Source organism: Variovorax sp. YR750 (genome assembly GCF_900109805.1).
GTDB classification, from domain to species: Bacteria; Pseudomonadota; Gammaproteobacteria; order Burkholderiales; family Burkholderiaceae_C; genus Variovorax; species Variovorax gossypii.
In genome coordinates, this window is the sequence record NZ_FOBJ01000010.1 from 289,776 (window position 1) to 311,601 (window position 21,826).

20 protein-coding genes and 1 pseudogene are annotated in these 21,826 nt (G+C 65.8%); 18 read left to right on the forward strand and 3 right to left on the reverse strand.

Features of this window, described 5'->3' with window-relative positions:
• Positions 1–44 precede the first annotated feature (44 nt).
• The 11 genes and pseudogenes from BMY35_RS21730 to dnaJ all read left to right on the forward strand — a co-directional run bounded on the left by BMY35_RS21730 (position 45) and on the right by dnaJ (position 12,181).
• Positions 45–2,075: a hypothetical protein gene (locus BMY35_RS21730; protein ID WP_093203532.1), complete on the forward strand. Its 2,031-nt coding sequence runs from the start codon at positions 45–47 to the stop codon at positions 2,073–2,075.
• Positions 2,076–2,103: 28 nt separating this feature from the next.
• Positions 2,104–2,868 carry an SDR family NAD(P)-dependent oxidoreductase gene (locus BMY35_RS21735; RefSeq protein ID WP_093203534.1) on the forward strand — a complete coding sequence of 255 codons (765 nt, stop codon included), beginning with the start codon at positions 2,104–2,106 and terminating at the stop codon, positions 2,866–2,868.
• 60 nt (positions 2,869–2,928) lie between these two features.
• On the forward strand, positions 2,929–3,906 hold the full coding sequence (locus BMY35_RS21740; RefSeq protein ID WP_093203537.1) for a tripartite tricarboxylate transporter substrate binding protein: 978 nt from the start codon (positions 2,929–2,931) through the stop codon (positions 3,904–3,906).
• Positions 3,907–3,920: 14 nt separating this feature from the next.
• The gene (locus BMY35_RS21745; protein WP_093203539.1) at positions 3,921–4,988 is read left to right on the forward strand and encodes a lactonase family protein; all 1,068 of its coding nucleotides are present in this window, start codon (positions 3,921–3,923) and stop codon (positions 4,986–4,988) included.
• Between the two features lie 56 nt (positions 4,989–5,044).
• Positions 5,045–6,040, forward strand: coding sequence for a Bug family tripartite tricarboxylate transporter substrate binding protein (locus BMY35_RS21750; protein WP_093203542.1), 996 nt, complete (start codon positions 5,045–5,047; stop codon positions 6,038–6,040).
• A gap of 107 nt (positions 6,041–6,147) precedes the next feature.
• Positions 6,148–6,999 carry an archaetidylserine decarboxylase gene (gene asd / locus BMY35_RS21755; protein ID WP_093203544.1) on the forward strand — a complete coding sequence of 284 codons (852 nt, stop codon included), beginning with the start codon at positions 6,148–6,150 and terminating at the stop codon, positions 6,997–6,999.
• 176 nt (positions 7,000–7,175) lie between these two features.
• Positions 7,176–7,478: pseudogene (locus BMY35_RS21760) on the forward strand (winged helix-turn-helix transcriptional regulator); the annotation flags it as partial.
• Between the two features lie 237 nt (positions 7,479–7,715).
• Positions 7,716–8,066, forward strand: a complete 351-nt coding sequence (locus tag BMY35_RS21765; protein ID WP_019655816.1) for an FKBP-type peptidyl-prolyl cis-trans isomerase — start codon at positions 7,716–7,718, stop codon at positions 8,064–8,066.
• Positions 8,067–8,295: 229 nt separating this feature from the next.
• A complete protein-coding gene (grpE, locus tag BMY35_RS21770) occupies positions 8,296–8,868 on the forward strand; it encodes a nucleotide exchange factor GrpE (protein WP_093203547.1) in 573 nt (190 codons plus the stop codon).
• Positions 8,869–8,995: 127 nt separating this feature from the next.
• Positions 8,996–10,936, forward strand: coding sequence for a molecular chaperone DnaK (dnaK, locus tag BMY35_RS21775; RefSeq protein ID WP_093203550.1), 1,941 nt, complete (start codon positions 8,996–8,998; stop codon positions 10,934–10,936).
• A gap of 108 nt (positions 10,937–11,044) precedes the next feature.
• Complete coding sequence (dnaJ, locus tag BMY35_RS21780; protein ID WP_093203552.1) at positions 11,045–12,181, forward strand: molecular chaperone DnaJ; 1,137 nt, start codon at positions 11,045–11,047, stop codon at positions 12,179–12,181.
• 339 nt (positions 12,182–12,520) lie between these two features.
• Here dnaJ and BMY35_RS37765 read toward each other — a convergent pair whose 3' ends face one another.
• Entirely contained in the window at positions 12,521–12,925 is a 405-nt protein-coding gene (locus BMY35_RS37765; RefSeq protein WP_143080711.1) for a hypothetical protein, read from the reverse strand.
• A gap of 21 nt (positions 12,926–12,946) precedes the next feature.
• Here BMY35_RS37765 and BMY35_RS21785 point away from each other — a divergent pair, with 21 nt between their 5' ends.
• Genes BMY35_RS21785 through BMY35_RS21795 form a run of 3 tightly spaced genes read left to right on the forward strand, consistent with a single transcriptional unit; the run spans position 12,947 to position 17,763 of the window.
• The gene (locus BMY35_RS21785) at positions 12,947–14,869 is read left to right on the forward strand and encodes a PrkA family serine protein kinase (RefSeq protein ID WP_093203555.1); all 1,923 of its coding nucleotides are present in this window, start codon (positions 12,947–12,949) and stop codon (positions 14,867–14,869) included.
• A gap of 51 nt (positions 14,870–14,920) precedes the next feature.
• Entirely contained in the window at positions 14,921–16,213 is a 1,293-nt protein-coding gene (locus BMY35_RS21790; RefSeq protein ID WP_093203558.1) for a YeaH/YhbH family protein, read from the forward strand.
• A complete protein-coding gene (locus tag BMY35_RS21795) occupies positions 16,210–17,763 on the forward strand; it encodes a SpoVR family protein (protein WP_093203560.1) in 1,554 nt (517 codons plus the stop codon). The genes BMY35_RS21790 and BMY35_RS21795 overlap by 4 nt, the downstream gene beginning before the upstream one ends.
• A gap of 22 nt (positions 17,764–17,785) precedes the next feature.
• Here the strand turns inward: BMY35_RS21795 and aroQ are convergent, their stop codons facing one another.
• The gene (aroQ, locus tag BMY35_RS21800; protein WP_093203563.1) at positions 17,786–18,226 is read right to left on the reverse strand and encodes a type II 3-dehydroquinate dehydratase; all 441 of its coding nucleotides are present in this window, start codon (positions 18,224–18,226) and stop codon (positions 17,786–17,788) included.
• A 33-nt stretch (positions 18,227–18,259) separates the two neighbouring features.
• Positions 18,260–19,228, reverse strand: coding sequence for a LysR family transcriptional regulator (locus BMY35_RS21805; RefSeq protein WP_093203566.1), 969 nt, complete (start codon positions 19,226–19,228; stop codon positions 18,260–18,262).
• A 119-nt stretch (positions 19,229–19,347) separates the two neighbouring features.
• On the opposite strand from BMY35_RS21805, the gene BMY35_RS21810 reads away from it, so the two are divergent.
• From BMY35_RS21810 to BMY35_RS21825, 4 genes are all read left to right on the forward strand, one after another.
• Entirely contained in the window at positions 19,348–20,028 is a 681-nt protein-coding gene (locus tag BMY35_RS21810) for a Rieske (2Fe-2S) protein (RefSeq protein ID WP_093203568.1), read from the forward strand.
• Positions 20,029–20,038: 10 nt separating this feature from the next.
• Positions 20,039–20,890 carry an aromatic ring-hydroxylating oxygenase subunit alpha gene (locus BMY35_RS21815; protein WP_093203571.1) on the forward strand — a complete coding sequence of 284 codons (852 nt, stop codon included), beginning with the start codon at positions 20,039–20,041 and terminating at the stop codon, positions 20,888–20,890.
• A gap of 2 nt (positions 20,891–20,892) precedes the next feature.
• Positions 20,893–21,534 (forward strand): glutathione S-transferase family protein, encoded by a 642-nt coding sequence (locus tag BMY35_RS21820; protein ID WP_093203621.1) that lies wholly within the window; start codon positions 20,893–20,895, stop codon positions 21,532–21,534.
• Between the two features lie 38 nt (positions 21,535–21,572).
• Positions 21,573–21,826 (forward strand): alcohol dehydrogenase catalytic domain-containing protein (locus BMY35_RS21825; RefSeq protein WP_177213672.1); only part of this gene is annotated, 254 nt, incomplete at its 3' end.

A 21,826-nucleotide genomic window follows, 5' to 3' on the forward strand; every position in this document is an offset into this window, starting at 1 on the left:
GGGGAGCCGGGCCTGGTTTTTTCTACAACAGAAGGAGACAGAGGATGCAGAAACCCAAGCTGGTGTCGAGTGCGATCGCGGGCGCCGTCCTGCTTGCCGCGTGCGGCGGGGGCGGCGATGGAGGCACGTTCTTCCCGACGCCCGTGGCCGCCAACCCGCCCGCGCCGGCACCGGCACCACCCGCCGAAGCGCCCGTGGACCCCGAGGTGCTCGCCGCGCAGCCGAAGCTTTCGAACACGCCGATGGATGAGATCGTGCGCAACAACCTGCTGCCGACGATCGAGCGGCTGTTCCAGCAAGTGCGCACGCAGAAGCTCGACACCGAACTGCTCGGCGTGAAGGTCTTCGCGTCGAACAGCGGCGACAAGTTCCTGCCCGGCAAGGTGGCCATCGGTTTCTCGTACCTGCTGCTGAACGCCTCGCCGTCCGATCCCAAATACAAGGAGTACCTCGACGGCTACCGCGAGATCGCGGCGATGACCACCGGAGTCACCAACGAGAGCTGGGGCATCTACTACTACGTCTCCGCGCTCTGGAAGCTCAAGAAGGCCGGCCTGCTCGACGGCCCCGATGCCGCGGTGGACAGCGCCACGCTCGCCACGCTGCGCACCAAGCTCGACTGGCGCACCTTCGTCAACGAGGCCGACTACTCGCTCATCGGCCTGCCGACCAACTACTACGGCGTGGCCTTCAGCGTGGCCCGCCTGCGCTACCTGCTGGGCTGGGAAGGCCCGGAGGCCAGCGAGGCGCTGCTGCAGAAGATGATCAACCACTACAAGACCTTCTCGGCATTCGGCTTCTCCGACGAGACCGACGGCAGCGGCCGCTTCGACCGCTACAGCATCCTGCTGATCGGCGAGATCATGCAGCGGCTGATCGAGACCGGCATGACGGTGTCGGCGCAGGACGAGGCCTCGCTCAAGGGCTGGCTGCGCCAGTCGGTCGACGTGATCAAGCTGCGGCTGAACCCGGCCGGCAACGGCGTCGACTTCGGCCGCAGCCTCGCGGGCTATGCCGACACCGCGTTCGCCGAGGTGCTCTCGGCCGCAGAGCACATGAATGTGCTGAGCGCGGAGGAAAAGGACATCGCCTACGCATTCGCCACGCGCGTGACGGCCAAGTACGTCGAGTTCTGGTACGACTCGGAAACCGGCTCGCTCAACATGTGGGACAAGGGCCGCCGCACCGACAGCTACCGCGGCAAGGCGCGCATCCTCGGCGAGAACCTGAGCCTGTCGCACCAGCTCATCTACACCAACAACCTGTGGAAGTCCGCCGGCTATGCGCAGAAGGCGCCGGTCTCGACGCAGACCTTCCTGGCCTACCTCGACAAGCTGCCGCGTTCGACGCTGACGAAGTTCGCGGGCTTCGACGGCCAGGCCGCCACCTACGACCGCGGCCTCGTCACCTACCGCGACGGCCTGCGCGTGATCAGCCTGCCGGTGGTGAACGGCGCACAGACCTATCACCGCACCAACCCGTACTTCGCGATCCCGCATTCGTACAACATGCTCTCCGGCGTGGCCGACACGCAATGGCCGCAGCTGCAGCCGAAGTTCACGGTCGCAACTTCTTCCGACCCGCTGATTCCCGCGTCGTACCAGAAGAACCTGCAGATCGCGGAGGCCGGCAAGGTGCTCACGGTGAGCTACACGCAGGACGCGATGGACAAGGCCACCGGCGGCGCGCCCGTGAAGGACACGCGCATCACCTCGGCCACCACCTACACCTTCGAGCCGGGCCGGATCACGCGCGTGGACACCTACACGCCCGCCGCCGCGCTCGACATCGCCAAGGTCGAGCTGGAGTTCGGCACGTATTCCAGCGGCGCCACGGCCACCGGCACCAACAAGTTCAGCTTCGCCACCGGCGACGTGCAGGGCTTCGAGGTCGAAGGCCTGCAGAACTGCGCGCCTGTCGACGTGAGCGCGGACACCAACTACAACACGCCGAACGGCGCGTTCAAGACCAGCATCCGCTGCGACTCGCCAGCCTTCAACTTCGCCTCGCCGCTCACCGTCAAGTGGGTGCTGAAGTACCGCTCGCCCAGCGTGGCATCCATCGCGCCGCGTTGATCCTTCGAACTCATCAACGGAACCCCTCATGGAAGACCTCAAGGACAGGACAGCCCTCGTCACCGGCGCCAGCACCGGCATCGGCGCGGCGGTGGCCATTGCCTTCGCTGCGCGCGGCATGCGCGTGGCGGTGCACTACAACAGCTCCGCCGACGCGGCGAACCAGGTGGTCGACACCATCCGCGCGGCCGGCGGCACCGCCTTCGCGCTGAAGGCCGACGTGCGCGACACGGGCGCGATCCGCGAATGCGTGAAGCAGGCTTCGGCGCAGTTCGGCGGCCGCATCGACGTGCTGGTGAACAACGCGGGCAGCCTGGTCAAGCGCGTGCCGATCGCCGAGTTCGACGATGCGCTCTTCGACGAGGTGCTGCACATCAACGCGCGCTCGGTGCTCGCGTTCTGCCGCGAGGTGGTTCCGCTGATGCGCAAGAACGGCGGCGGCAACATCATCAACGTGACCTCGGTCGCGGCGCGCACCGGCGGCGGGCCTTCCGCCTACCTGTACGCAGGCTCGAAGGGCTTCGTGAGCACGGCAACGCACGGCCTGGCGAAGGAGCTGGTGGGCGACCGCATCCGCGTGAACGCGGTGGCGCCGGGCGTCATCCAGACGCCCTTCCAGGACCGCTTCTCGACGCCCGCGATGCTGGAGAACTTCCGCGCCAGCATTCCGATGGGCCGCATCGGCGAGCCCGAGGAATGCGTGGGCGCGTTCCTCTACCTCGCATCGGAGCAACTCTCGGGCTACGTCACCGGGCAGGTGATCGAGGTGAACGGCGGGCAGTACATGCCCTGACGCGCACCCACGCTCTTCAACACTTCAACACTCACCCACAACAACGGAGACAAGGACATCATGAAACGCAAGCAGTTCATTCGCGGCATCGCCGCCCTCTCGGCCACGGCCGCGCTCTCGCTCGGCCTGGCGGCACCGGCCGCCGCACAGGCCGATTTTCCGAACCGCACCATCGAGCTGTTGGTGCCCTACCAGCCCGGCGGCGGCACCGACGGCCTGGCGCGCGCCTTCTCGGAGGCGAGCCGCAAGCACATCTCGCAGAGCATCGTGATCGTCAACCGTCCCGGCGCGGGCGGCGCCATCGGCTGGACGGAAGTGATCAACGCCAAGCCCGACGGCTACAAGCTCGCGGTGCTCACGGTCGAGCTGCTGACGCTGCCGCACCTGGGGCTGGCCAAGTTCAACTACGACGACTTCCAGCCCATCGCGCAGCTCAACGCCGACCCGGCCGCGATCACGGTGAAGGCCGACGCGCCGTGGAACACCATCGAGGAGTTCCTGGCCGCCGCCAAGAAGTCGCCGGAGAGCGTGCGCGTGGGCAACTCGGGCAACGGCTCGATCTGGCACCTTGCCGCCGCCGCGCTGGAGGACAAGACCGGCGCCAAGTTCGGCCACATCCCGTTCCAGGGCGCGGCGCCCGCGGTGCTGGCGCTGCTGGGCGGCCACATCGAAGCCGTGGCGGTGAGCCCGGCCGAGGTGACGACGCACGTGCAGGGCGGCAAGCTCAAGGTGCTGATGGTGATGGCCGACAAGCGCGTGAAGGGTTTCGAGAAGGTGCCCACCGCCAAGGAGCGCGGCATCGACCTGTCGATCGGCACCTGGCGCGGCCTGGGCGCGCCGAAGAACACGCCACCCGAAGTGATGGCGAAGCTGCGCGAGATCACCGCGAAGACCGCCGCCGAACCGCTGATGCACGAGGTGATGGACAAGCAGAACCTGGGCTATGTCTATACCGACGGCGCGGTGTTCAAGGAGACGCTGGCGAAGGACAACGTGTACTTCAAGCAGCTCATCACCAAACTCAACATCAAGCCCTGAGCGAGCCGGCAGCCATGAAGAAGACGACCATCGCATCGCTGCTGTGGCTGGCCGCGGCGGTACCCGCATCGGCCGCCACCTGGGTCTACGTGTCGAACGCCGACAGCCAGGAAATCTCGGTGCTCGAGCTCGACCGCAGCCAGGGCGCGCTCAAGCCGGTGCAGACGCTGAACGTGGGCGGCACGGTGATGCCGATGGTGGTGAGCCGCGACAAGCGCGTGCTGTACGCCGCGCTTCGCTCGCAGCCGTTTCGCGTGACGGCGCTATCCATCGACGGCGCCAGCGGAAAGCTGCAGAAGCTGGCCGAGGCGCCGCTGGCCGACAGCATGGCCAACATCGACCTCGACGCGAGCGGCAGGTGGCTGTTCGCGGCTTCGTACCAGGGCGGGAAGATCACGGTCAACGGCATCGGCAAGGACGGTGCCGTGGGGCCCATCCACCAGCTGATCCAGACCGAGCCCAACGCCCACGCCATCCACGCGGACGCGAGCAACCGCTTCGTGCTCGCCACCAGCCTTGGTGGCGACAACGTGTCGAGCTGGCGCTTCGACGCGGAGAAGGGGCTGCTCTCGCCCAACGATCCACCGCTGACCCGCACCACGGCGAAGTCGGGCCCGCGTCACTTCGTGTGGGACAAGGCGCAGCGCCATGTCTACCTGCTCGACGAACTCGACGCCGCGCTGCACGTGTTCGCATGGGACGCCGCGCGCGGCACGCTCAAGCTGGAGCAGAGCACCACCACCCTGCCCGCAGGTTTCACCGGCAAGCCCTGGGCCGCCGACCTGCACCTGACGCCTGACGGGCGATTTCTCTACGCTTCGGAGCGCACTTCGAGCACGCTCTCGGCATTCAAGGTCGATGCCGCCACCGGGCAGCTGCAGCCGCTGGGCCAGACGCCGACCGAGAAGGGTCCGCGCGGCTTCGCCATCGATTCCACCGGCCGCTACCTGATCGCGGCGGGACAGGAATCGAACGGCATCTCGCTCTACGCCATCGACAGCGCCACCGGCGCGCTGGGCAAGCCCCAGCACCTGGACGTGGGCAAGAACCCGAACTGGATCGAGATCGTCGACATGCCCTGAGAGGCCGACGCATCACGACCACGTCCAGCCATCCGACAACCCAAGGAGACTTTCACATGCAACGCCGCACACTCATCCGCACCGCCCTCGCCTCTTCGCTCGCCACCGCGCTTCCGGTGGCCTTCGCGCAGGGCGGCGGCACCTGGCCCACGGGCAAGCCCATCACGTACCTCGTGCCGTTCCCGGCGGGCGGCACGACCGACGTGCTGGGCCGTCTGATCGGGCAGAAGCTCGGCCCGGTGCTGGGCACCACCGTGATCATCGACAACAAGGGCGGTGCCGGCGGCAGCGTGGGCTCGGAGATAGGCGCGCGCGCCGCGCCCGACGGCTTCACGCTGGTGGGCGGCACGATCAGCTCGCACGCGATCAACGTCAGCCTGTATCCGAAGCTGGGCTACGACCCGCAGAAGTCGTTCGCGCCGGTGACGCTGATCGGCACCAACCCGGTGGTGCTGGTGGTGAACCAGGCGAGCCCGTACAAGACGCTGAAGGACGTGATCGCGGCCAGCAAGGGCAAGGCGGGCGGGCTCTCGTCGGCCTCGGCCGGCACGGGCACCTCGCAGCACCTGGCGCTGGAACTGCTGGCCTACAAGTCGGGCGTGAAGTTCACGCACATTCCGTACAAGGGCAGCGGCCCGGCGATCCAGGACGTGATCGGCGGACAGGTCGACATGATGTTCGACACCACCGTGGTGGCCGGCCCGCACATCCAGAGCGGCAAGCTGCGCGCGATCGCCGTCACCTCGGCGAAGCGGCTGGCCTCGATGCCCGACGTGCCGACGGTGGCCGAATCGGGCGTGCCGGGGCTGCAGGACTTCGAGGTGGTGTCGTGGCAGGCGATCTTCGTGCCGGCGAGCACGCCCGCGCCGGTGGTAGACCGGCTGCACACCGAGATCCGCAAGATCCTCGCGACGCCCGAGATGCAGGACAAGCTCAAGGGCTTCGGCATGGAGCCGGCCGACCTGAGCACCGCGCAGATCGCGGCCTTCCAGAAGGCCGAGGTGGAGAAGTGGGCCCAGGTGATCAAGGCGGCGGGGATCAAGGCGGACTGACGGGCCCGCCGATGGAAGGCGGGCCGAACCAAGGGAAGCTTCCTACGCCCCGGGCGAAAAGCCCTTTATAGAATGCCCCTCCGATCCGCTTTCCAGATCCTTCCCACGTGTCCGACCGCTCTGCCGTACTGCCCCAATACCTGTTTCCCAAACAGGCCCTGACCAATTTCGCCGGCTGGGTCGCGGGCAAGGAGCGGGGGGCGGTGACGACCTGGATCATCCGGCGCTTCGTGGCCAAGTACGGCGTGGACATGGGCGAGGCGCTCGAGTCGGACATCAGCCACTACAAGAGCTTCAACCAGTTCTTCACGCGCGAACTCAAGCCTGGCGCCCGGCCCATCGCGCAGGCCGACCTGATCTGCCCGGTGGACGGCGCGATCAGCCAGTTCGGCGCAATTCAAGGCGACCAGATCTTCCAGGCCAAGGGCCACAACTACACGACAACCGCGCTGGTGGGCGGCGACGCCACGCTGGCCGCGAAGTTCGCGCACGGCAGCTTCGCCACGCTCTACCTGAGCCCGAAGGACTACCACCGCATCCACATGCCCTGCGACGGGCGGCTGGTGCGCATGATCCACGTGCCGGGCGACCTGTTCTCGGTGAATCCGACGACGGCGCGCGGCGTGCCCGGCCTCTTCGCTCGCAACGAACGCGTGGTGTGCGTCTTCGAGTCGGCGCGCGGCCCCTTCGTGCTGGTGCTCGTGGGCGCCACCATCGTCGGCAGCATGGCCACCGTGTGGCATGGCGTGGTCAACCCGCCGCGCGTGGGCGAGCTGCGCGAGTGGCACTACGCCGACCAGCAGATCGACATCCGCAAGGGCGACGAGATGGGCCGATTCTTGCTGGGCTCCACCGTCGTCATGCTCTTCCCGGCGCCCGCGCTGGGCTTCAACCCGCAGTGGTCGCCAGGCCGCGCGATCCGGTTGGGCGAAGCCATGGCCGAATACACCAATTTGTGAGGCTTTGTCTCACAACCCGCATCCAGATTGCCTTGACAGCTACAAAACTAGTAGCATCCTCATCGATTGAGCTATAGTCGCCGGCCAACGAGACGGTTCATACCAACCACAAGAACGCGAGGCGTCGCCCTGCCCCACAGGCCGACGGCCCGCCCAGCTTCGAGGAGATGATGTCGATGAGTACCAAGGAAAACGCAGCCGTCAGCCAGTTGCTCGCCCTGCTCGAAGCCCGCTATGCACTGCGCGTGCTCTGGGCGCTGCGCGACGGACACGCGCAGACCTTCCGGCTGCTGCAGGACAGCGTCGGCGGCATCACTCCCAACACGCTCAACACCCGCATCAAGGAACTGCGCGAAGCCGGCCTCGTCGGCCACGGCAGCGACGGCTACAGCCTCACGCTCAGCGGGCAGGACCTGCTCAAGCGCCTGTCCGACCTGCAGGCCTTCGCCGGCAAGTGGCAGCTCGGCCAGATGAAGAAGGCTGCCGCAACCGCGCCTGCCGCCGCCGCACCGACCACCTCGGCCGCCCCCGCCGCAGCCCCGGTTCCGCCTGCAGCGGCGCCCTCTCCCGAGCCACTCGCGGCGCCTGCGCCTACGCCCGCGGCGCCCGGCGACGACACCAGCCACGGCTGACGGACCGCAGGGCCGCCTGCCGGGCCTCGGTAAACTCCGCGCCTTCGATCCACGGATCTCACATCGACGCAAGGAGCGTTTCCCATGCCCACCACTCCCTCCGGCCTGCAATACGAAGACACCGAAGTCGGCACCGGCGCCGAAGCCAAGGCCGGCCACCACGTGCATGTGCACTACACCGGCTGGCTCTACAACGACGGCGTGCAAGGCGCCAAGTTCGACTCGAGCCGCGACCGCAACGACCCCTTCGCCTTCTCGCTGGGCGCGGGCCAGGTCATCAAGGGCTGGGACGAAGGCGTGGCCGGCATGAAGATCGGCGGCAAGCGCACGCTGATCATTCCCGCATCGCTGGGCTATGGCGCCCGCGGCGCCGGCGGCGTGATCCCCCCGAACGCCACCCTGAAGTTCGACGTGGAACTCCTCGACGCCCACTGACCGAAGCTCGCCCCCAGGCTTCGCGCACTTCGTGTCGCTTCGCCAACCCCCTACCGGGGGCAACACCTGCGGCCCGGCAAAGCCGGTTCCGCGGTGTTCCCGGCTGAATTGCCTGAGTTTCAGTGCTCCTGCGGCCCATTTGGCCGCATTTTTTCGCTTGAAATGCCTCTGGCCAGCCCCATGTGGCTGGCTGTTGTTTGTTTTCCGGCCCGTACCGGTTCTTTGAAAAATGTCTGACCCGCAACAATCCGCGAAGAATTCTCAAATGCTGCAAGGCGAGCCGAGCCCCGAAGAACTGGAGGCTGCGCAATTCGCCAATGAAGCCGAGGCGCTCGACGCCCTGGCCGTGGCACAAGGCGAACTCGCCGCCCTGCAGACCAAGAATGCCGAGCTTGCCGATCAGTACCTGCGCGCCCAGGCCGATGTGCAGAACGCCCGTCGCCGCGCCGACGAGGAAGTCAGCAAGGCCCGCAAGTTCGCCGTCGAGGCCTTTGCCGAAAGCCTGCTGCCCGTGACCGACAGCCTGGAAGCCGGCCTGGCCGTCAAGGACGCCACGCCCGAGCAGATCCGCGAAGGCGCCGAGGCCACGCTGCGCCAGCTCAAGAGCGCGCTGGAGCGCAACAAGGTGGTCGAAGTGGCCCCCGCACCCGGCACGAAGTTCGACCCGCACCTGCACCAGGCCATTTCGATGGTCCCCGCCGACCAGGAACCCAACACCGTGGTGAGCGTGCTGCAGAAGGGCTACACGATCAACGAGCGCGTGCTGCGCCCGGCGCTGGTCACGGTCAGCGCGCCGAAGTAACCGGCACACGGCGGCTCACAACGGCACACACGATTCCCACAGGAAATCCCCGCGTCATACCTTGAATCGCGACGGGTTATCCACAAGTTCATAACAACATATTTTTCAGGCTTTCAGGAGTAAGAACATGGCAAAGATCATCGGCATCGACCTCGGCACCACCAACTCGTGCGTGTCGATCATGGAAGGCAACACCACGCGTGTGATCGAGAACTCGGAAGGTGCGCGCACCACGCCGTCGATCGTCGCGTACCAGGAAGACGGTGAAGTGCTGGTCGGTGCCTCGGCCAAGCGCCAGGCCGTCACCAACCCCAAGAACACGCTGTACGCGATCAAGCGCCTGATCGGCCGCAAGTTCGAGGAAAAGGAAGTCCAGAAGGACATCGACCTGATGCCCTACACCATCGCCAAGGCCGACAACGGCGACGCATGGGTGGAAGTGCGCGGCAAGAAGATGGCCCCGCAGCAGGTCAGCGCCGACATCCTGCGCAAGATGAAGAAGACCGCCGAAGACTACCTCGGCGAAACAGTGACCGAAGCCGTGATCACGGTGCCGGCCTACTTCAACGACGCCCAGCGCCAGGCCACCAAGGACGCCGGCCGCATCGCCGGCCTCGACGTGAAGCGCATCATCAACGAGCCCACCGCTGCCGCCCTGGCCTTCGGCCTCGACAAGCAGGACAAGGCCGACCGCAAGATCGCCGTGTATGACCTCGGCGGCGGTACCTTCGACGTGTCGATCATCGAGATCGCCGACGTCGACGGCGAGAAGCAGTTCGAAGTGCTGTCGACCAACGGCGACACCTTCCTGGGCGGCGAAGACTTCGACCAGCGCATCATCGACTACATCATCGGCGAGTTCAAAAAGGAACAGGGCGTCGACCTGAGCAAGGACGTGCTCGCTCTGCAGCGCCTGAAGGAAGCCGCCGAGAAAGCCAAGATCGAGCTGTCGAACAGCGCGCAGACCGACATCAACCTGCCGTACATCACGGCCGATGCCTCGGGTCCGAAGCACCTGAACATCAAGCTCACCCGCGCCAAGCTCGAGAGCCTGGTCGACGAGCTGATCGAGCGCACCATCGCTCCCTGCCGCCTGGCCATCAAGGACGCCGGCATCAGCGTGGGCGACATCAACGACGTGATCCTGGTCGGCGGCATGACCCGCATGCCCAAGGTGCAGGAAAAGGTGAAGGCCTTCTTCGGCAAGGATCCGCGCAAGGACGTGAACCCCGACGAGGCCGTGGCCGTCGGCGCCGCCATCCAGGGCCAGGTGCTCTCGGGCGACCGCAAGGACGTGCTGCTGCTCGACGTGACCCCGCTGTCGCTGGGCATCGAGACCATGGGCGGCGTCATGACGAAGATGATCGCCAAGAACACCACGATCCCGACGAAGTTCGCGCAGACCTTCTCGACCGCGGAAGACAACCAGCCTGCCGTGACCATCAAGGTGTTCCAGGGCGAGCGCGACATCGCCGCGGGCAACAAGCTGCTGGGCGAATTCAACCTCGAAGGCATTCCGCCGGCATCGCGCGGCACGCCGCAGATCGAGGTGAGCTTCGACATCGACGCCAACGGCATCCTGCACGTCGGCGCGAAGGACAAGGGCACCGGCAAGGAAAACAAGATCACCATCAAGGCGAGCTCGGGCCTCTCGGAGGACGAGATCCAGAAGATGGTGAAGGACGCCGAGCTGAACGCGGCCGACGACAAGAAGAAGCTCGAGATCGTGCAGGCGCGCAACCAGGGCGAGGCCATGGTGCACAGCGTGAAGAAGTCGCTGGGCGAGCATGGCGCGAGCCTCGAAGCCGCCGAGAAGGACGCGATCGAAGCCGCGATCAAGGACCTCGAGGAAGCCCTCAAGGGTGAAGACAAGGCCGCGATCGAGGACAAGACCAACACGCTGATGACCGCGAGCCAGAAGCTCGGCGAGAAGATGTATGCCGAATCGCAGGCCGCCGCGGCGGGTGCATCGGCAGCCTCCGGCGCCGGTGGCGCGGAAGCTTCCGCACACGCGCAGGCCGACGACAACGTGGTCGACGCCGAAGTGAAGGAAGTCAAGAAGGGCTGATCTTCAGTCCCCTGGACAAGGCTGGAACACCTGAAAAGGTGCTCCAGCCTTTCTCGCTTCAAGTTACCCGAGTTCCCGCTGCTCCCCTGATCTCCCGATCGACCTGTCATGGCCACCAAACGCGACTACTACGAAACCCTCGGCGTCCCCAAGAACGCGAGCGAGGAAGAAATCAAGAAGGCTTATCGCAAGCTCGCGATGAAGCACCATCCTGACCGCAACCACGGCGATACCTCGAAGGAGGCCGAGGCCAAGTTCAAGGAGGTGAAGGAAGCCTACGAAATGCTGTCCGACGGGCAGAAGCGCGCGGCCTACGACCAGTACGGCCATGCCGGCGTCGACCCCAACATGCGCGGCGGCCCGGGCGCGGAAGGCTTCGGCGGCTTCGCCGAGGCCTTCGGCGACATCTTCGGCGACGTGTTCGGCGGCGGCCGTGGCCGAGGGGGCGGCGGCCGCCAGGTCTTCCGCGGCAGCGACCTGAGCTACGCGATGGAGATCACGCTCGAGGAAGCGGCGGAGGGCAAGACCACCGAGATCCGCATCCCCACCTGGGACGAATGCGAGACCTGCCACGGCTCGGGCGCGAAGCCCGGTACCAAGCCCATCACCTGCACCACCTGCCACGGCGCGGGCGCGGTGCAGATGCGCCAGGGCTTCTTCAGCGTGCAACAGACCTGTCCCACCTGCCACGGCAGCGGCAAGATCATTCCCGAGCCCTGCACCGCGTGCCATGGCCAGGGCAAGATCAAGCGCAACAAGACGCTCGAGGTGAAGATCCGCGCCGGCATCGACGACGGCCAGCGCATGCGCGTGACCGGCAGCGGCGAGCCCGGCGTCAACGGCGGCCCGCCGGGCGACCTGTACATCGAGATCCGGCTCAAGAAGCACGACATCTTCGAGCGCGACGGCGACAACCTGCACTGCGTGGTGCCCGTGAGCGTGACCACGGCGGCGCTCGGAGGCGAGATCAACGTGCCCACGCTTAAGGGCGCGGCTGCCATCGACATTCCCGAAGGCACGCAAAGCGGCAAGCAGTTCCGCCTGCGCGGCAAGGGCATCAAGGGCGTGAACTCGAGCTATCCGGGCGACCTGTACTGCCACGTGCGCGTCGAGACGCCGGTGAAGCTCACGGAGTTCCAGCGCAAGCTGCTCAAGGAACTCGACGAGTCGCTCAAGAAGGGCGGCGAGAAGCACAGCCCGACCGACAAGGGCTGGTTCGACAAGGCGAAGGAATTCTTCAGCTGACGGATCGGAAGGCACCAAAGATGTGCGAAGAGGGGCAGCCCGAGGGCTGTTCCCGCGTGCCATCGGGTGCCGGCGCAATGCGTCGATCCTCCTCCCCATCGGAGATGTAACACCGGGGACTTCACTCCCCAGGGACGCATCCCCCTCCAGCAAGGGCCGCACTGCGGCCCTTTGCCGTTTCAGGGCCTTCATGTTGGTGCATGCGGGCCTCCCCGCCTCATGGCGAGCACGCCTTCAGTGCGCTTCGCACCTTCGCGAAGCATGCCGGCACTCTCCCGAGCCAGCCTCCCACGCCGGTTCGCGCAAGCCGCCCACCCAAAAGTGGCGCGAGGATTGCTTTTATATTTTTTTGGGCTGAGCAATAAACCGAACGGCAGATCGCGCGTTATTGCAGCAGGAGACGCCTCTTTTTTGAGCCTCGAAGCTCAATAGGCGATTTTTTCCCGGAGAAAAGCCAAAGACGGACGATGGCCATTCGGCATAGGTGTTTTCACCCGGAGAGAATTGGGAAAGCGAGCCTTTGAATTTACCTGAAATCCGGAAATTTGTTCCTTGTTTTTTGTTGAACTTTACTTGCTGGCGTGGTTCTGAATTAACAAATGATTTGCCGGGTTCAATCTTTGCTTTATGCTGATTGTTAGCAGATTGTTGTAAGGGAGTTTTCCGCGGCATGCAGCCATGGGCAGGCACACCTTTTAATGTTGCGCAACGCCTTTGCTGCACGCCATCGGGCACAAAGCCCATCGACCTGAAGGAGGCGTGACCATGGATGTGATCAGCAACTTTGCCGCCCGCTACGAGCGCACCCGCGAGGAAGTCATCTCGCTGCAGGACTACCTGGACATCTGCAAGCGCGATCCCATGGCTTACGCCACGGCCTCCGAGCGCATGCTCAAGGCCATCGGGGAGCCCCAGCTGGTCGACACCCGCAACGATCCCCGGCTTTCGCGGATCTTCGCCAACAAGGTCATCAAGATCTACCCGGCGTTCAAGGAGTTCTATGGCATGGAAGACGCCATAGAGCAGGTGGTGTCCTATTTCCGCCACGCCGCGCAGGGGCTGGAAGAAAAGAAGCAAATCCTTTACCTCCTGGGCCCGGTGGGCGGCGGCAAGAGCTCGATCGCCGAGCGCCTGAAGCAGCTCATGGAGCACGTGCCCTTCTACGCCATCCAGGGCTCGCCGGTGAACGAATCCCCGCTCGGCCTCTTCGACACGGTCGAGGACGGCGAGATCCTTGAAAAGGAATACGGCATCCCGAGCCGCTACCTGAATCGAATTCTCTCGCCCTGGGCCGTCAAGCGGCTCGAGGAGTACGGCGGCGACATCCGCCAGTTCAAGGTCGTCAAGCGCTACCCGTCGGTGCTGCGGCAGATCGCGGTGGCCAAGACCGAGCCGGGCGACGAGAACAACCAGGACATCTCCTCGCTGGTCGGCAAGGTCGACATCCGCAAGCTCGAGACCTTCGCCCAGGACGATCCCGATGCCTACTCCTACTCCGGCGGCCTGTGCCTGGCCAACCAGGGCCTGCTGGAGTTCGTGGAAATGTTCAAGGCGCCCATCAAGGTGCTGCACCCGCTGCTGACCGCCACGCAGGAAAGCAACTTCAAGGGCACAGAAGGCTTCGGCGCCATCCCCTTCGATGGCATCGTGCTCGCGCACAGCAATGAGAGCGAGTGGAAGGCCTTCCGCAACAACAAGAACAACGAGGCTTTCCTCGACCGGATCTACATCGTCAAGGTGCCCTATTGCCTGCGCGCCTCGGAGGAAATCAAGATCTACGAGAAGCTGGTGCGCAACTCGTCCCTGGCGAAGGCGCCCTGCGCCCCCGGAACGCTGCGCATGATGGCCCAGCTCTCGGTGCTCACCCGCCTGAAGGAGCCGGAGAACTCCAGCACCTTCAGCAAGATGCAGGTGTACGACGGCGAGAACCTCAAGGACACCGACCCCAAGGCCAAGTCGATCCAGGAGTACCGCGACTACGCGGGCGTCGACGAAGGCATGAGCGGCGTCTCCACGCGCTTCGCCTTCAAGATCATCTCGAAGGTGTTCAACTTCGACAGCTCCGAGGTGGCCGCCAACCCGGTGCACCTGATGTACGTGCTCGAACAGCAGATCGAGCGCGAGCAGTTCCCGCCGGAGGTCGAGCAGAAGTACATCAGCTACATCAAGGAGTTGCTGGCGCCGCGCTATGCCGAGTTCATCGGCAAGGAGATCCAGACCGCCTACCTGGAGAGCTACAGCGAGTACGGCCAGAACATCTTCGACCGCTATGTCACCTACGCCGACTACTGGATCCAGGACCAGGAGTTCCGCGACGTCGACACCGGCGAAGTCTTCGACCGCGCCTCGCTCAACGCCGAACTCGAGAAGATCGAGCGGCCGGCCGGCATCGGCAACCCGAAGGACTTCCGCAACGAGATCGTCAACTTCGTGCTGCGCGCGCGGGCCGGCAACGCGGGGCGCAACCCGGCGTGGACCAGCTACGAGAAGCTGCGCTCGGTGATCGAGAAGAAGATGTTCTCCAACACCGAAGAGCTCCTGCCGGTGATCAGCTTCAACACCAAGAGCAGTGCCGACGAGCAGAAGAAGCACGAAGACTTCGTGACCCGCATGGTCGAGAAGGGCTACACGGCCAAGCAGGTTCGCCTGCTCTGCGAGTGGTATCTGCGGGTGCGCAAGAGTTCATAGAAAAAGCGTCGTCCCGTTCGTTTTCTCTTTGCAAGGAGCGTTGACAACATCGTGGCCATCCTGCAGCAGATCATCGACCGCCGGCTATCGGGCAAGAACAAGTCCATTGGCAACCGTGAGCGCTTCCTCAGGCGCTACAAGGGGCAGATCCAGGAAGCGGTGAGGCGCGCCGTCAGCGGCCGCAACATCCGCGAACTGGAACAAGGCGAAGATGTGACCCTGCCGCGCCACGACGTGTCCGAGCCCGTGTTCGGCCACGCCCGGGGCGGCGACCGCGAGTACGTGCACCCGGGCAACCAGGAGTACCTGAAGGGCGACCGCATCAAGCGCCCCGAGGGCGGCGGCAACGGCGGCTCGGGCAGCGGCGAAGCCAGCGACAGCGGCGAGGGCGAGGACGACTTCGTCTTCCGCCTCACGCGCGAGGAGTTCATGCGCGTCTTCTTCGACGACCTCGCGCTGCCGCACCTCATCCGCACGCAGATCGCCGACGTGCCCGAGTGGAAGAGCCACCGAGCCGGCTTCACCAGCGACGGCTCGCCCAACAACCTGCACGTGGTGCGCTCGATGCGCGGGGCCCTCGCCCGTCGCATCGCGCTGGGGGGCGAACCGCGCAAGGAGCTCAAGCGGCTGGAGGCGCACCTCGAAAGCCTGCAGCGGCATCCGCAGGTCGAGCAGCCCTTCATCCAGAAGGAAATCCGCGAGACGGAAGAACGCATCGCCGAGCTGCGCCGCACCATGCGGCACGTGCCTTACATCGACCCCATCGACCTGCGCTACCGCAACCGCGTGAAGACGCCGGTGCCCAGCGCCAAGGCCGTGATGTTCTGCCTGATGGACGTCTCGGGCTCCATGGACGAGGCGCGCAAGGACATGGCCAAGCGCTTCTTCATGCTGCTGTACATGTTCCTCACGCGGCACTACGAGAAGATCGACCTGGTCTTCCTGCGCCACCACACGCAGGCACAGGAGGTGACGGAGGAAGAGTTCTTCCACGCCACCGAGACTGGCGGCACGGTCGTGTCGAGCGCGCTGGTGCTGATGGACGAGATCATCAAGGCGCGCTACCCCAGCGGCGAATGGAACGTGTACGGCGCGCAGGCCAGCGACGGCGACAACTGGCACCAGGACAGCGGCCGCTGCCGCGAGCTGCTGGTCGAGAACATCCTGCCGGTGGTGCGCTACTACGCCTACGTTCAGGTGGCGGAGACCGAGCAGAACCTGTGGCAGGAATACCAGCAGCTCGAGGGCGTGGAGCCCAACTTCGCGATGCGCAAGGTGTCCGACGCACAAGACATCTACCCGGTCTTCCGCGACCTGTTCAAGAAGGAAGGGGTCACGTCATGAACCTCGCCGTCTCCGCTCCCCCGCCTGCCACCAGCCTGCCGCGGCTGGAGCGCCTGCCCAGCCCTTCCGACTGGACCTTCGAGCTCATCGAGACCTACCACTCCGAGATCGCGAAGACCGCCAGGGGCTACGGCCTCGACGTGTACGCGAACCAGCTCGAAGTCATCACGGCCGAGCAGATGATGGACGCCTACGCGAGCGTGGGCATGCCCATGATCTACCGCCACTGGTCGTACGGCAAGCAGTTCATCTCGACCGAGAAGAACTACAAGCGCGGCCACATGGGGCTGGCCTACGAGATCGTCATCAACTCCGATCCGTGCATCGCCTACCTGATGGAGGAGAACACCATGGCCATGCAGGCCCTGGTGATCGCGCATGCGGCCTACGGCCACAACAGCTTCTTCAAGGGCAACTACCTGTTCCGGATGTGGACGGATGCCTCGTCCATCATCGACTACCTGGTCTATGCGCGGCACTACATCGCCGAGTGCGAGGAGCGCCACGGCCTCGATGCAGTGGAAGAGCTTCTCGATTCATGCCACGCGCTGATGAACTACGGCGTCGATCGCTATCGCCGTCCGCAGAAGCGCTCGCTGGCACAGGAAAGCGCGCAGCGCGCCGAGCGCGAGCGCCACATGCAGCAGCAGGTCAACGACCTCTGGCGCACGCTGCCGCGCAAGAGCGAGCAGGCGGCCGAGGCCGATGCCGCCAAGCGCTTCCCCTCGGAGCCGCAGGAGAACCTTCTCTACTTCATCGAGAAGAACGCCGCGCTGCTCGAGCCGTGGCAGCGCGAGGTGGTACGCATCGTGCGCAAGATCGCGCAGTACTTCTACCCGCAGCGCCAGACCCAGGTCATGAACGAGGGCTGGGCCACCTTCTGGCACTACACGCTGCTCAACACCATGTACGACCGCGGCCAACTGGCCGACGGCTTCATGATGGAGTGGCTCAGCTCGCACACCAGCGTGATCTTCCAGCCGCCGGTGGGCCACCGCGCCTACAGCGGCATCAACCCCTATGCGCTGGGCTTCGCGATGTACACCGACCTGCGCCGCATCTGCGAGAAGCCGACCGAGGAAGACCGTCGCTGGTTCCCCGACTTCGCCGGCACCGACTGGCTGCGCACGCTCGACTACGCGATGCGCAACTTCAAGGACGAGAGCTTCATCGGCCAGTTCCTGAGCCCGAAGACGATGCGCGACTTCCGCCTCTTCGCGATCCGCGACTTCCAGAGCGAATCGGAACTCGAGGTGTCGGCCATCCACGACGACAGCGGCTATCACGCGCTGCGCGAATCGCTGTCACGCCAGTACGACATGGGCAGCCGCGAGCCCGACATCCAGGTGTGGAACGTGGCCATGCGCGGCGACCGCTCGCTGACGCTGCGACACACGCAGCGCAACAACCTGCCGCTGCACGACACGGCCGAAGAAGTGCTCAAGCACGTCGCGCGGCTCTGGGGCTTCGACGTGCACCTGGAAAGCATCGACAGCCAGGGCCGCATCAGCCGCAGCTGGAAGGCCTCGGCGCCGAAGCAACTCTATTGATTGATCGATCGAAGGCGAAGGGTCAGGTCGCCAGCGCCGTGATGGCGAGGATGTAGCCCTTCACGCCCAGCCCCACGATGATGCCCTTCGCCGCCGGCGAGATGTACGAGTGGTGGCGGAATTCCTCCCGCGCATGCACGTTCGAGATGTGCAGTTCGATCAGCGGCACGCTCGCGCCCTTGATGGCGTCGTGCAGCGCGATCGAGGTGTGGGTGTAGGCGCCCGGGTTCATCACCACGCCGATCATGTTGCCCGCCGCCACCTCGCGGCCGGCTTCCTGGATCCAGTCGATCAGCACGCCCTCGTGGTTCGACTGGCGGCATTCGATCTCCACGCCGTGCTTCGCGCCGGTTTCCTTGCACAGCCGTTCGACGTCGGCCAGCGTGTCGCGACCGTACTGTTCGGGCTCGCGCGTGCCGAGCAGGTTGAGGTTGGGGCCGTTGAGGACGAGGATCTTCTTCATGATGGTTGTCGGAGTCTGGCAAACGGAGGCCAATTATGTTCTCGCGGCCGTCCTGCGCCTGCGCGCGGCGGTCGAGCCGACGTAGTAGTTGTACGAATCGATGTCGACCACGCAGCGCGCCATCAGGTCGACGAAGGAGCGCAGCTTCTGCCCCATGTAACGCTGCCGCTGGTAGGCGCAGTAGATGCGCCGCGGCTCCGGCTGCCACTGCGGCAGCACCGGCACCAGTACGCCCTGCTCCAGCTCGGGCCGCACGAAGAAGACCGGCAGCAGTGCAATGCCCAGGCCATCGATGCAGAAGGTCTTCATCACCCAGTGGTCGTTGGTCTCGAAGGCGGGCTCGGGCCTGAAGGCGAAGCTGGCCGTGCCCGACACCAGCAGCGCCTGCGAACGCTCCGACGGCTCCTTCATCACGATCGACTGGTGCGCTGCCAGCTCGCTTGGCGACGAGGGAGTGCCGTGCCGCGCCAGGTACTGCGGGCTCGCGTACAGCCCGTAGTTCAGTCGCCCCAGCAGCCTGGCCACGAGATTCGGCGCGTCGGGCGGCTCGGAACACACGTAGCAATCGACATCGGCGATGCGCGGCGCATGGAAGCCGTTCGCCACGTCGAGCTGGCAGCGCACCTCCGGATGAGCCTCCAGGAACAGCTTGACCACGTGGCAGACGAAGGAGGTGCTGAACTGCGTGTCCGACAGCAGCGAGAGGCTGCCCGACACGCCCGTGGTCAGTGCATGGATCTCGGTGCTGGCCTCTTCCAGCCGGCCCTTCACTTCGTCGAGCAGCCCTTCGCCGCGCGCGAGAAAAGCGTGGCCGGCCTCGGTCAACGAGATTCGGCGCGGGCTGCGCAGCAGCAGCTGGGCGCCCAGCAATTCCTCCAGCCGCGTGAGCTGGCGGCTCAAGGTGGCCTTGGAAACGCCGGAGAGGCTTTCGGCCTTCGTGAGGCTGCCGCTGCGGGCGATCAGCACGAAAGCCTCGACCAGGGCGAGATCGATGCGGCTCATGCGGCCCAGCGTTGCAGGAATGAAAAGCAGCGTCTCTTCATGTGACTTTCATCGGTGCGGCGGAAACGGTACGGTATCACCGGCGAACAGCCGCCCTTTCGGCGCATTCCCCACGATCCATGAACACTCCTGAAAACACAGCCCCGTGGCACCCCGTCGCGCGCTCGGCCGACCTGCGCCCGGGCGCCAACATCGTCGCCGGCTTCGCCGAAGGCCAGGAACTCGCGCTCTGGCGCGCCGCCGACGGCACCGCCCAGGCCTGGGAGAACCGCTGCCCCCACCGCAGCGTGCGCTTCACGCTGGGCCAGGTCATCGACAACCGCCTGGCCTGCGCTTACCACGGCTGGCAATACGAGGCCGGCAGCGGGCAATGCGCCAGCATCCCGGCGCATCCGGCCATGCAGGCACCGCGCAACGTCTGCGCGAAGACCTTCGGCACGACGGAGGCGGCAGGAATGCTCTGGGTGCATCTCTCGCCCGAGGCTCCGCCCGCGCCCGATACGCTGGGTGGCGCCGTTCCCGCCGGCTGGCACTTCTGCCGCACGCTGACAGTCCGCGCGTCCGCCGGTACTGCACGGGAAGCGCTGGCACGCAATGGCCTAGCCGAAGGGCCGGCCGCTCCCGGCTGGCGCGGCCGGCTCGGCGGCACGGAAACCGTCGCCCTCGTCCTCGATGCCCAGCCCCGGCTCGCCTTCATCCACCTGTGGACTGAAGCCCCCCCCGGCTCGGCCGCCATGAAGGCCTTGCACGCAGCAACCCGCCAGCTGCGCACCGAAATCGAAGCCATGCCCCAAGGCTGAAAGAAGAACCATGCCCTTCGTCACCGACGATCCCAACATGCTCGACGACTGGCTGGTCGTCGGCCCGGCGCCGGCGCCATCGGCCTCGCGCGCCACCCGCCTGCTCGGCGAGGCAGTGCTGCTGTCGACCGACGCCGAAGGCATGCCCCACTGCAGCCTCGGCAGCACACAGCTCGCCGTGCAGCCGCGCTACGGCTACCTCTGGGTCTGCCCCAGCGGCCGCCCTGCCCGGCCGCTCTTCGACTTTCCCGAATACGGCGAACCCGGCCGTCGCCTCGTCGACTGCGGCGGCATCGGCGTCGCGGTGTCGGGGCTGCGCGTGATCGAGAACTTCCTCGACATGGCGCACTTTCCCTTCGTGCATGCCGACTACCTCGGCAAGGTTCCGCACACCGAGGTGGCGCAGTACCAGGTGCAGGTGGAGCCCTCCACCGGCGAGATCTGGGCCACCGACTGCCGCTTCTGGCAGCCGCGCGCTTCCGCAGCCCACGACGCTTCGGGCAGCGAAGTGCTCTACAAGTACCGCGTGATGCAGCCCTTCTCGGCCATGCTCTACAAGTCGAGCTTCCGCGCGGGCGAGCTCGACGCGATCGGCATCTTCCTGCAGCCGGTCGACGACGAGCACGTCATCGCCCACACCCTGCTCGCCTGCTACGACGACGGCTCCACCGACGCGGAACTCATCGCCTTCCAGCACACCATCTTCGGACAGGACAAGCCCATCCTGGAGAACCACGCCTTCAAGCGCATGCCGCTCGAAGGCCGCGCCGAGACGCCGACGCGCGGCGACACCTCCTCCGTCACCTACCGGCGATGGCTGCGCGAGCGCGGCATGCGCTTCGGCGTGAGGGCCGCGGCATGACGATGCTGAAGCTCTACGACTATCCGCTCTCGGGCAACTGCTTCAAGGTGCGGCAGATGCTGGCCTGGCTGGGCGTTGCGTACCAAACGGTGCCGGTCGACTTCTTTCCCGGCCGCGAGCACAAGTCGGCCGCGTTCCTCGCCAACGTCAATCCGCTGGGCCAGCTGCCGGTGATCGACGACGACGGCTTCGTGCTGCGGGACGCACAGGCCATCCTGGTCTACCTCGCGAGCCGCCACGACGCGGAGGGCCGCTGGTATCCCGCCGACCCGAAGCTGCGCGGCGAAGTCGCCCAGTGGCTCGCCACCGCCGACGAGATCACGCGCACCGCATCGGCCGCGCGGCTGCACGACGCGCTCGGCTATCACCACCTCGACATCGAGGCCTGCCGCAGCGGCGCGCGCGCCGTGTTCCGGGTGCTCGACGACCATCTCGCCGAACGCGCCGCCGAGGACCTGCGCTGGCTCGCGTCGTCGCCCGGGCCCACCGTTGCCGACCTCGCCTGCTTTCCCTACGTCGCGCTCGCGGGAGAAGGCGGCATTTCGCTCGACGAGTTTCCCGCGCTGCGAAACTGGGTCTGGGATTTCCGCCACTTGCCCGGGTTCATCGGCATGTCGGGTATCTTCCCTGCTGGCCCTGCCTGAGAATCCTCCCCCATCCCCCGCTTTCGAGACCGAACATCATGAAAACCAAAGCCGCCGTCGCCTGGAAATCCGGAGCCCCGCTCACCATCGAAACCGTGGACCTCGAAGGCCCGAAGTTCGGCGAAGTGCTCGTCGAGATCAAGGCCACCGGCATCTGCCACACCGACTACTACACCCTCTCGGGCGCCGACCCCGAAGGCATCTTCCCCGCCATCCTCGGCCATGAAGGCGCGGGCATCGTGGTCGACGTCGGCCCCGGCGTCACCACCCTGAAGAAGGGCGACCACGTCAT

Coding starts and splice junctions, on each gene's coding strand:
- BMY35_RS21730 (WP_093203532.1), top strand. CDS start 45: ATGCAGAAACCCAAGCTGGTGTCGAGTGCGATCGCGGGCGCCGTCCTG.
- BMY35_RS21735 (WP_093203534.1), top strand. CDS start 2,104: ATGGAAGACCTCAAGGACAGGACAGCCCTCGTCACCGGCGCCAGCACC.
- BMY35_RS21740 (WP_093203537.1), top strand. CDS start 2,929: ATGAAACGCAAGCAGTTCATTCGCGGCATCGCCGCCCTCTCGGCCACG.
- BMY35_RS21745 (WP_093203539.1), top strand. CDS start 3,921: ATGAAGAAGACGACCATCGCATCGCTGCTGTGGCTGGCCGCGGCGGTA.
- BMY35_RS21750 (WP_093203542.1), top strand. CDS start 5,045: ATGCAACGCCGCACACTCATCCGCACCGCCCTCGCCTCTTCGCTCGCC.
- BMY35_RS21765 (WP_019655816.1), top strand. CDS start 7,716: ATGCCCACCACTCCCTCCGGCCTGCAATACGAAGACACCGAAGTCGGC.
- grpE (WP_093203547.1), top strand. CDS start 8,296: ATGTCTGACCCGCAACAATCCGCGAAGAATTCTCAAATGCTGCAAGGC.
- dnaK (WP_093203550.1), top strand. CDS start 8,996: ATGGCAAAGATCATCGGCATCGACCTCGGCACCACCAACTCGTGCGTG.
- dnaJ (WP_093203552.1), top strand. CDS start 11,045: ATGGCCACCAAACGCGACTACTACGAAACCCTCGGCGTCCCCAAGAAC.
- BMY35_RS37765 (WP_143080711.1), bottom strand. CDS start 12,925: ATGGGCTTTGTGCCCGATGGCGTGCAGCAAAGGCGTTGCGCAACATTA.
- BMY35_RS21785 (WP_093203555.1), top strand. CDS start 12,947: ATGGATGTGATCAGCAACTTTGCCGCCCGCTACGAGCGCACCCGCGAG.
- BMY35_RS21795 (WP_093203560.1), top strand. CDS start 16,210: ATGAACCTCGCCGTCTCCGCTCCCCCGCCTGCCACCAGCCTGCCGCGG.
- aroQ (WP_093203563.1), bottom strand. CDS start 18,226: ATGAAGAAGATCCTCGTCCTCAACGGCCCCAACCTCAACCTGCTCGGC.
- BMY35_RS21805 (WP_093203566.1), bottom strand. CDS start 19,228: ATGAGCCGCATCGATCTCGCCCTGGTCGAGGCTTTCGTGCTGATCGCC.
- BMY35_RS21810 (WP_093203568.1), top strand. CDS start 19,348: ATGAACACTCCTGAAAACACAGCCCCGTGGCACCCCGTCGCGCGCTCG.
- BMY35_RS21815 (WP_093203571.1), top strand. CDS start 20,039: ATGCCCTTCGTCACCGACGATCCCAACATGCTCGACGACTGGCTGGTC.
- BMY35_RS21820 (WP_093203621.1), top strand. CDS start 20,893: ATGCTGAAGCTCTACGACTATCCGCTCTCGGGCAACTGCTTCAAGGTG.